Annotated in this window: 7 protein-coding genes and 1 pseudogene; 7 read left to right on the top strand and 1 reads right to left on the bottom strand. The window is 39.6% G+C overall.

The window, feature by feature from the left end; all coding sequences use genetic code 11:
- The first annotated feature begins 202 nt into the window (after positions 1 to 202).
- From D0463_RS02875 to D0463_RS02850, 6 genes and pseudogenes are all read left to right on the top strand, one after another.
- The gene (locus D0463_RS02875; RefSeq protein ID WP_117304856.1) at positions 203 to 553 is read left to right on the top strand and encodes a DUF2200 domain-containing protein; all 351 of its coding nucleotides are present in this window, start codon (positions 203 to 205) and stop codon (positions 551 to 553) included.
- Between the two features lie 690 nt (positions 554 to 1,243).
- Positions 1,244 to 2,437 carry an MFS transporter gene (locus D0463_RS02870; RefSeq protein ID WP_117304854.1) on the top strand — a complete coding sequence of 398 codons (1,194 nt, stop codon included), beginning with the start codon at positions 1,244 to 1,246 and terminating at the stop codon, positions 2,435 to 2,437.
- A 126-nt stretch (positions 2,438 to 2,563) separates the two neighbouring features.
- A pseudogene (locus D0463_RS19665) lies at positions 2,564 to 3,141 on the top strand (ATP-binding cassette domain-containing protein); the annotation flags it as partial.
- A gap of 423 nt (positions 3,142 to 3,564) precedes the next feature.
- Positions 3,565 to 4,329 (top strand): helix-turn-helix transcriptional regulator, encoded by a 765-nt coding sequence (locus tag D0463_RS02860; protein ID WP_117304851.1) that lies wholly within the window; start codon positions 3,565 to 3,567, stop codon positions 4,327 to 4,329.
- A gap of 14 nt (positions 4,330 to 4,343) precedes the next feature.
- On the top strand, positions 4,344 to 5,264 hold the full coding sequence (locus D0463_RS02855) for an MBL fold metallo-hydrolase (protein ID WP_117304848.1): 921 nt from the start codon (positions 4,344 to 4,346) through the stop codon (positions 5,262 to 5,264).
- Between the two features lie 94 nt (positions 5,265 to 5,358).
- The gene (locus tag D0463_RS02850; protein WP_117304846.1) at positions 5,359 to 6,498 is read left to right on the top strand and encodes an acyl-CoA dehydrogenase family protein; all 1,140 of its coding nucleotides are present in this window, start codon (positions 5,359 to 5,361) and stop codon (positions 6,496 to 6,498) included.
- A 94-nt stretch (positions 6,499 to 6,592) separates the two neighbouring features.
- Here D0463_RS02850 and D0463_RS02845 read toward each other — a convergent pair whose 3' ends face one another.
- Positions 6,593 to 8,362, bottom strand: coding sequence for an alpha-glycosidase (locus D0463_RS02845; protein WP_117304844.1), 1,770 nt, complete (start codon positions 8,360 to 8,362; stop codon positions 6,593 to 6,595).
- 382 nt (positions 8,363 to 8,744) lie between these two features.
- On the opposite strand from D0463_RS02845, the gene D0463_RS02840 reads away from it, so the two are divergent.
- Positions 8,745 to 10,025: an extracellular solute-binding protein gene (locus D0463_RS02840; protein ID WP_117304841.1), complete on the top strand. Its 1,281-nt coding sequence runs from the start codon at positions 8,745 to 8,747 to the stop codon at positions 10,023 to 10,025.
- Positions 10,026 to 10,104: the final 79 nt, after the last annotated feature.

Here is a 10,104-nt window from a genome sequence, read left to right as displayed (position 1 = left end):
GAGTTAAGGGAATTTTATCGGGAAGCATTTGATCGAATTAGTTAAATATTATGGAAATAATTCTTTAGAGACTATCAAATGTATAGTATAGGAATTCTCCAAAGGGCTTATTCCATATAAGGGCGCGAATTGGGTATTCGGATAATCATGTGGAAACCTCAAAAAACTTCATACCTGAACATACAGAAAGGGAGGATGTATCATAACCAAACATAAGATCTATACAATGAGTGTCACAAGTGTCTATCCCCATTATGTTACGAAGGCGGAAAAAAAAGGACGTCCGAAAACAGAAGTCGATGAAATCATCCGTTGGTTGACAGGGTATAGCCAGGAAGAGTTAGAAGCGCAACTGGAAAAACAGACAGACTTTGAGACCTTCTTTGCGGAAGCTCCCCGACTGAATCCTTCACGGACTTTGATCCAAGGTGTGGTCTGCGGTGTCCGAGTGGAAGACATTGAAGAACAAACTATGCAGGAAATTCGCTATTTGGATAAGCTGATCGATGAGTTAGCAAAGGGAAAAGCGATGGAGAAGATTTTGCGGAAATAACTAAAATTCCGATTACCCGAAAATAGCTATCTTAAATTATCGGGTGCTTTTCTGAAATAAGGAAAGCGTCTTTCTTCATGGAAAGGGCCATTACGGAATAACACAAAACAGCAATTGGATATTTAGGCTAAAATACAGATAAGGTTTAGTTTTGAAAAAATTGTACAATGCCAGTGGGCAGTATAGTGGAAGATGTAATAGTCTTAATTGCCTTGACTTTTTTTTATAGAAGACATATTATTAATTATGAATTTTTAAACTTCAAGGAGGATTATTAAAAAATGACACATTCTGTGAGACTACGTTCCCTAACTTTGAACAAGTAATTAAATACGTTCAAAGGCTCTGTTTGTGTATACAGAGTAAACGGGATTAGTCTGTCCTTTTTTAATAATCTTCATTTCATATTTATAAATATCACCTACTCCATACAAGTAGTTTGTCTGCCTATTTTGAAGAAGGCTCTTTACTGTTTGATTTATGTGGGATGAAAATATGTCATGTTGAGAAAGGCGGCTTGTTCTACCTTTCTTTATTTTTATCTTTTTTCACCTTCTTAGCTATGCTAAAGTTAGGTTTGTTTGCTGTTGGCTCTCTACAAGCCACAAAAATAAGGATGGGTCTCTTTCCCTTTACTCTACAGTCACAGGCAGATGCTTGTGATTTTTTTATTATTTGGAGGTAGGGAAAATGGATAATAAGAATTGGAAACGGAAATTTTTCGCGATTTTTACAGGGCAGTTCTTTTCATTATTAAGCAGTGCTGCTGTTCAATTTAGTATCATTTGGTGGTTAACAGATACAACAGGAGGTTCGCCACTGATTTTAACGCTAGCAGGTCTGGCTGGATTTATGCCACAAGCATTGTTAGGTCCTTTTGCAGGAACGATTACGGATCGGTATTCACGAAAAATAATGATGATATCTGCAGACATGACAGTTGCACTTGGAAGTTTAGCTTTATTTGTATCAATGATTTTTTTTGAACCAAGTATTCTATTGGTAATACTTGTGTTAATCATTCGTTCATTAGCAAATGCATTCCATATGCCGGCCATGCAAGCATCCATACCACTAATTGCCCCAGAAGAGCACTTGACAAAAGTTTCTGGATGGGGACAGACAATCGGTTCTATATCAAACATTGCAGGTCCAGCGGTAGGTATGTCATTACTAGCCATAAGCTCCATTGAGTGGGTATTATTACTAGATGTTTTTGGAGCAGTTATCGCAAGTAGTATTTTACTGTTTATTCACATTCCCAAAGTGCAAAGAACAGAAACGGCGGATTCTCCTAGTTTTTTAGGGGAAATGAAAGAAGGATATTATGCACTTGTAAAACATCCTGTTTTATTAAGGTTAACAATGACGATTACGGTTGTTTCGGTGCTATATATTCCGCTAGGCACCTATTTTCCTCTTATGACAAGAAATCATTTTGAGAAGGGTGTAGTCGAAGCTGGAATTATCGAGATTGTTTTTGCTGTTGGCCTACTCTTAGGAGGTTCATTAATTGGGATTATCGGGGATCGATTCGAAAAAATTAAAATGATTGTTACAGGAATGATGTTGATGGGTATTGCATTATTCATTTCTGGTACACTCTCACCAAATTTATTCTACGGTTTTATTGTAATGGCTGGTCTAATTGGAGTGTCCGGCCCATTATTTTCAGCACCATTCTATGCTTTTATCCAAACAGAAATCGAACCTCACTTACTTGGGAGGGTATTTAGTTTTGTAACAAGTTTGTCGTTATTAGCAACACCGATTGGTTATGCATTAGCTGGAGTTCTGATTGAGTTAACAAATGTAGCCATATTATTTTCTATTACAGGCATTTTAATCGTATTAAATGCTGTTATCGCAAGGAAAGCAAAATAGGAGGGGAATTTCATGCAATTTTTATTATTCTTTTAATACGAGCTTGCTTTAGAGAAAGAGGCTCGTATCGTTCCTAGCTATCGATACGAAGTAAAAATATTTCGGAGGTAGCAAAAATGGAAAAAAATCTGTTTTGAATTAGAAAATGTCGAAGTGACATATTTAGATAAAGAGGTTTTAAAGATTGAAAGGTTAGCTGTACACCAATTTGACCGTATCGGCATAGTCGGTAAAAATGGTGCAGGTAAAAGCACGTTACTAAAATTACTGGCGGGTAATATTCAACCAACAACTGGAAAGGTGCATCACCTTGTTGAGAATAGTTATTTTGAGCAACTTGAAACTCCATCAGTGCATGATGCAGATCCAGTGTTACTTGAAAATTAGTCATACCAAGAGACTCTAATCGGTTAAGCGGTGGGGAACAAACAAGGATGAAACTCGCTCAATTGTTTACACATTATTATGAAGCTTTACTAATTGTTGAACCGACTACTCATTTGGACCAAGAGGGTATTTCGTTTTTACTTGATGAACTTAGGTATTACTACGGAGCGCTTGTAATAATTAGTCATGATTGTGCTGTATTAGATGAACTTGTTACGACGATTTGGGAAGTTCATGAAGGCAAGGTACGTATATATTCAGGAAATTACAGCGAATACTTGGTACAAAAGAAGTTAGAACGTGAACAACAGAGTGAGCTCACGAACAGTCCGGACTTAGAAGTCTATACAAAAGAACATCCTGCGAGTCCTGATTTATATTCTGAGATCTGGATACCGGTAAAGTAAAAGGAAATGTAATAATTCTGAGGGTTCAAGTTGAAGCATGAACCCTCAGGATTTTTTTCATTATGAACAATTAGCAACACCCTCATTGTTTAGAGCTTCAACCAAATGTAGCCATTCCTATAAGGGTTATTTCAATAATAACCTCGATAGAATATATTAATTCACCCGGCAATCCTCACTATTTCGAAAATCATCATATTCAGTAGTACTAAGAGGCGAAAAGGCTTAATTACCTTACATATTTGACTGATTAGCAGGAAAAGAAAGGATCGATGCAGAACATATATTCTATAGTAAAAGCAGTCATTTAAGCAATAGAGAGGAGAATGATAAATGAAAAAATCCGAGGATCAGTCTGTTTCAATCGAATCAGTCGGAATGAGCCAGAGGGAATTTTTGACGTTATATTTGCTTCATACTCTTTCGGACAGGGATAACTACCCAAGAGCGATACATCAGGAATTAACGAACCAGTTTTCCGAAAAAACACACAGCTATGATTATTTATGTAAGATCTGTAATCAACTTGTCGAATCTCGTCACTTAGAATTATATACGGAAAAAGGAAGAAATTATTACAAACTTACCGAAAAAGGAAAAGAATTATTTACATGGTATAAATCCAACTTCAAGGAAAGAATGACTGAAGTGAAGCTGGTGATTGACCGGTTTATGTATGAACTTACCGGTTCCGGCAGCAATTCGGCTGTCCATCACGAGCTTCCAGAAGAATACCGCTCTTACTTCTCAAAGATTATCTCAGTCAAAGATCTTGTCCGGTTCATCACATTAAGAACGGCACAGACAAGAACGAAACTCTATATGGGAGAAGTGGGCGAAATTTTGAAGATGAACTTCGGCTGGAATGCGAGCAATGGGTATTTATATGATCTGGCTCATGAGATGGAAGAGACCGGACTTTTGATCGGCGGCTGGGAAAGCGAGAAAAGAACAAAGCGTTTTTTAAGAATTACAGAGGAAGGCCGCTATCATTATAAGCAGATTGCCGATTCTGCCGCTTACCAAGTACGCGAAATTCAAAAATACTTAACGAACGTGTTATTATTCTTAGAGGAGAAACAAAGCATCAAGTTATAGAGGATGAAGCGAGTATGAAGAAGAGATATGAAAATCTGGATGGCATTTCGAATATAAAAACAACAGGGGATATGTTGAAATGGACAAGGGAGAGACGAGCAAAGAAAAAGGATTTGATCACGCAGACTCCAAGCGTGGACCAAGCAGAAGTAGATGCTCTCCTTTATAACGAGACGAAAGGCTCCATCACGTGGATTGGCCATTCAACATTCCTTATCCAGATGGGCGGTATGAATATTCTTACTGATCCTGTATATGCTGCCAGAATGGGGATGCAAAAAAGGCTTACAGCACCTGGTATCCCTTTAATTGAACTACCGGAAATTGATATCGTTTGTATTTCCCATGGCCACTATGATCATCTGGATTTTCCGACGATTAAAAAATTGAAGGGGAACCCGGTCTTTTATGTCCCCGAAGGATTGGGATCCCTTTTTAAAAGAAAAGGTTACTCCCATGTAATTGAAGCTAATTGGTGGGAATCTTTTAATGACAAAGGAATATCACTAACATTTGTTCCCGCCCAGCATTGGACACGGCGCAGTCTGCTTGATACCAATACATCCCATTGGGGAGGCTGGCTGCTAGAAGAAGAGCAAAACAATCAGTCCGTTTATTTTGTCGGGGACACCGGCTATTTCAGGGGATTTAACGATGTCGCAGAAAAATATAAACCCAGACATATCCTGATGCCAATCGGGGCTTATGAGCCGGAATGGTTCATGGAAGTTTCCCATATCAATCCAGAGGATGCCGTCAAAGCTTTTCTAGAACTGAAAGGGGAATTCTTTATTCCGATGCATTATGGGGCTTATCGTCTTGCTGATGATACTGGGCCCGAAGCCCTCGATCGATTAATGGCAGAGTGGAAACGGCTTGAAATGCCGGATGAACAGCTGGAAATATTGAAAATCGGGGAAACATTATGGCTTTAGGGGGACAAATTAAGGGAAGCATATCACTTAGAGATTTGATAGGGTTGGTGGTATGATTTATGGATAATGTTATGTCCTGAAAGGATGAAAACGGGTGCCTTTTTATCAGTCAGATCAGCAGAAAGAATATATCGACGAATTGGGTAAAGCGATACAGGATTTCTCCAAGCGAGCACAGGAACTTGATGAGACTGGAGGATTTCCTTTTAAGAATATGGAGGAATTGAAGCAATTTGGTTATCACACGTTAACACTGCCGAAAGAATATGGCGGCAGGGGCGGATCGTTGTACGATTATCTCCTTTCCCAGGAACGAATCGCCCGGGAATGCGGGCCGACTGCGCTCGGAATCGGCTGGCATAATGGAGTTGTTCTGGAATTGGCTGAAAACCAAAACTGGGATCAAGCGGTTTTAGAGGAGTTTTTCCGGGAAGTGGCGAATGGTGCTCTTGTAAATCGGGCAGCAACAGAACCGAGTACCGGGAGTCCGACCCGTGGGGGACGGCCGGAAACCACGGCTGTGAAAAAAGGGGACAAATGGGTGATCAATGGACGCAAGACGTTTACGACCCTTGCTCCTGTTTTGGATATTATTATTGTCAGTGCGTGGGTTCCGGAAGAGGAAACAATTGGCTCGTTCCTGATCCATAGGCATAACGAAGGTGTTCACATCGAAGAAACCTGGGACATGATTTCGATGCAAGGAACGGGAAGCCATGATCTTGTGCTTGACAATGTAGAAGTTCTTGAAAAGTACTACGTCGAAAAACTAGAGGACAGACCAAGAGGGAAATCAGCTTGGCTGCTCCACATTCCGGCATGCTACCTCGGTATCGCGATTGCAGCAAGGGATTATGCCGTCGAGTTTGCTAAAACCTATTCACCTAACAGCCTCAAAGTGCCGATAAAGGATTTGCCAAACGTCCAGAGGATCATTGGTGAAATCGAACTTGAAATCAGAGAATCACGGCATTTTCTTTATTCTGTAGCCGAAAAATGGGAAACCAAACCCGAGCTGCATGAAGAACTTTCAAAGGATCTAGCTGCCGTCAAATTCCGTATTACCAATAATGCGATTTCCATTGTCGATAAGGCGATGAGAGTAGTCGGAGCGAAAAGCTTACAGCGATCAAACCCGATGCAACGTTATTACCGGGATGTTCGTGCAGGACTTCACAATCCTCCGATGGATGATTCAACGATTCAAATGTTGGCAAAGTCAGCGTTAGATTGATCTCGAACAGAAAATAATATAAAAAAAAATAGAGCAACTATCGATCATTGAATATTAAATGACAATTGCTCTATTTTTACTTATTAAACGTAATCTAGCTGTTGTCTTTAATGAGTAGAATAACGAAAGAATAGGGTTCCAGTTCTAAGTGAAAGTCATCTGGATTTAAAATGATTTCTTTATCTGTCCATATATCCCGCATAGAGACGTCCTTTGTATAAGCCGGGAGAGATAAACTATTTGTCTCCGTTGATGGATTAAGGGCGACTATTATAGTTGATTCTTCATCATATTTCTTAAAAGCAACAATTTCCTTATTATTTTCGGTTGATAAGAATTGAAGCCGGCCCTTATTTGCGAGGAGTTTTTCCTGTTTCCTTAAAGCAATCAGCTTTTGAATATGTTGAAAAATTTCTTGATTGTGTTTAGTTGTATCCCACTCCATACATTTTCTGCAATCAGGGTCTCCGCCGCCAGTCATCCCAATTTCATCGCCGTAATAAATACATGGCGAGCCCAAAAAGGTCAAAAGCATTGTGTAAATCAGTTTCGTTTTTTTAATGTCATCCTTGCATTCTGTCAAAATTCTTGGTGTATCATGGCTTCCTACCAGATTGAAGGTTGTTTCCAATACGTTGATCGGATAACTGTGTAGGATAGTCCCCATGTTATGAACAAATTGTTCTACAGAAATGGTTTCATTGGCAAAGAGGTTTAAGATGTTTGCCATAAAAGGATAGTTCATGACAGCGTCAAATTGGTCTCCGCGCAGCCAAGGAGTGGAATCATGCCAAATTTCCCCTAAAATATATAAATCCGGTTTTATTGCTTTAACTTCCTCTCTGAATTGCCGCCAGAATTGATGGTCTACTTCATTTGCGACATCGAGCCTCCAACCATCAATATTACATTCCTCTATCCAATATTTCGCAACATCAAATAAGTACTTTTTCACTGCAGGATGATATGTATTGAGCTTTGGCATGGCGTCGCTAAAGGCAAATGTTTCATAATTGGGCCGGTCACCGGTCTGTACAGGAAAACTGTGAATATGAAACCATTCCTTGAATGGTGAATTTTCGCCATTTTTTAATACATTCTGGAAAGAAGGGAAGTAGAATCCGCTATGGTTAAAGACGGCATCTAGCATTACCCTAATCCCTCGCTTATGGCATTCTTCCACCAATCGTTTTAAAGTTTCTTTCGTCCCGAACTGGGGATCGATCTCCATATAATCAATCGTGTCATATTTATGGTTTGAGTGTGCTCTGAAAATAGGCGTGAAATAAATTCCGCTTATGCCAAGCTCCTCTAAATAACTAAGGTGATGGATAACCCCATCTAAATCTCCGCCGAAGAAATTATCCCATGCCGGTGCTTCACTGCCCCAAGCTTTCGTGTGTGGTGGATCATTATCAATCGTTCCATTTGAAAACCGTTCAGGGAAAATCTGATACCAAACTGTATCTTTTACCCATTCAGGGGGAGAAAATACTTCTGTCTTATGCGTATAAGGCTTGCAGAAGTAGTGCCCCGGGTCTTCCGGAGTAACCTGAAAATAGCCTTTCTCAGTAAGGATCGCTTCTTCTGTAGGGGACTCTAGTCTAAATCCATATCTTAACCGATGCGTTTGCGGTTCAATCACAATGTTCCAGTAATCAAATAAATCATCACTTCCGGAAAGACTCATTGATGATTCTTCCGTTACCCAAGATCCCTCATGCCAATCAAAAGGATCACCGTAAATGACTCCGATTCTCTCGATGTCGTTTCTTTTTGTTCTTATTTGAATATACAGCGTGCTTGAATCCAAGAGGTAAAGATAACTATCTTCCGGGCGGTGATAAATAGCGGACTTTTCCATATCGTCACTCCTTGTTAAAGATATTGATTTGGTGGATTATTTTTTAAAGAAAGATAGCATTCAGAAAAAATAGTAGATTCTAGAGGATCTAAGATGGAATAGGGTGGAATAACATATATTTTAAGGTAATTATGTAAAAATTGGTTGTAAAAGATTAAAAAGATTGTATAATAAATTTATAAATTGTGCAATCGTTTTCGCAATACACCGAGAAGCTTATAATACATGATTATAGGGATATGTTAGACTATATCTCTTTATCTATCTTTTTTGAAAACTTTAATGTTAACGCTTACATAATTATTTTCACTAAATTTGTGCAAACGGTTGTTTGATTTTTAAACATTAAATTATTTTTACACTCTAGGGAGGTTTAGAAAAGATGAAAAAATTAGTATCCGTTTTAATGATGTTTGTTTTAATGATGGGTGTACTTGCAGCATGTGGTCCGGATCGTGAAACCAGTGGGACGAAAACTGACAAGAACGATGGACAAAACGCAGAAGAAAAGAAGCCTGAAAAACTGGTGGTTTGGGAGGATAAAGACAAAGGAATTGCCTTGGAGCCTGCTATTAAAGAATTCGAAAAAGAATATGGCATTAAAGTCGAATTTAAAGAATTAAATATGGCCGATAAAATCCGTGACCAATTGCGCCTGGATGGGCCAGCCGGAACCGCTCCGGACGTTGTCACTCTTCCGCATGACCAAATCGGGCAAGTTGTAACAGAAGGTTTAATCCAAGAAGTTAAAGTGGAGCAATCCATACTGGACACATTCACGGAGGCTTCTGTGCAAGCACAAATGTATGATGGAAAACTCTACGGCCTGCCTAAATCAACGGAAACTCCTGTATTTATTTATAATAAGAAATTAATGGATAGCGCTCCCGCTACTATGGATGAGGTTTATAGTTTTTCTAAAGAATTCACAAAAGACGGAAACTACGGTTTCTTGGCTTTGTTCGATAATTTCTACTTCGCACACGGTTTAGTTGGCGGCATGGGCGGTTATGTATTCGCTGATAACGATGGCGCTTTAAATCGGGACGACATTGGGTTAAATAACGAAGGTGCTGTTAAAGGCGCCGAGTACATCCAAAAATGGTACAAAGAAGGTTTATTTCCAAAAGGTATTATTGGCGAAAATGGCGGATCGGCTATGGATGGACTATTCAACGAAGGTAAGGTTGCCTCTGTCATGAACGGGCCTTGGGCATTGCAAGCTATGAAAGATGCTGGCATCGATTATGGTGTTGCCCCTATGCCGACGCTGGCAAACGGAGAACCGGTAAAAACGTTCATGGGAGTGAAAGGCTGGCATGTTACCGCGTTCACGAAAAACCCATATTGGTCTACGAAACTTGTAGAATTTATTACAAATAAAGACAGTGCAAAAGCACGCTTTGAAGCGAGCCAGGAAATCCCGCCGGTGAAGGAATTGATTAACGACCCAATTATCTCAAACAATGAGGCAGCTAAAGCAGTTGCTGAGCAATCTGAAGTAGCCGTTCCAATGCCTAATATTCCGGAAATGGCTGAAGTGTGGGATCCAATGGCGACCGCTCTTCAAACAATTGCCACCGGAAAAGCGAAACCGAAAAAAGCGATGGATGAAGCTGTTAAAGCGATAAAAACTAATATTGAAACAAACCATAAGAAATAATGGAAAAGGCGATACCTCCGAATAGAGGTATGGCCTGCCTTTTTTATACCGCGGACTAACCCTGCCCATCAAAAAAATG

Origin of the sequence: Bacillus sp. V59.32b, assembly GCF_003429085.1 — a bacterium.
GTDB lineage: Bacteria > Bacillota > Bacilli > Bacillales > DSM-1321 > Peribacillus.
Note: the sequence above shows the minus strand (reverse complement) of the source record. Positions and strands in the feature narration are given on the sequence as shown.

What these genes read in the sequence shown, in the direction of transcription:
- D0463_RS02870 (WP_117304854.1), top strand. Translation starts at nt 1,244, where the DNA reads ATGGATAATAAGAATTGGAAACGGAAATTTTTCGCGATTTTTACAGGG.
- D0463_RS02860 (WP_117304851.1), top strand. Translation starts at nt 3,565, where the DNA reads ATGAAAAAATCCGAGGATCAGTCTGTTTCAATCGAATCAGTCGGAATG.
- D0463_RS02855 (WP_117304848.1), top strand. Translation starts at nt 4,344, where the DNA reads ATGAAGAAGAGATATGAAAATCTGGATGGCATTTCGAATATAAAAACA.
- D0463_RS02845 (WP_117304844.1), bottom strand. Translation starts at nt 8,362, where the DNA reads ATGGAAAAGTCCGCTATTTATCACCGCCCGGAAGATAGTTATCTTTAC.
- D0463_RS02840 (WP_117304841.1), top strand. Translation starts at nt 8,745, where the DNA reads ATGAAAAAATTAGTATCCGTTTTAATGATGTTTGTTTTAATGATGGGT.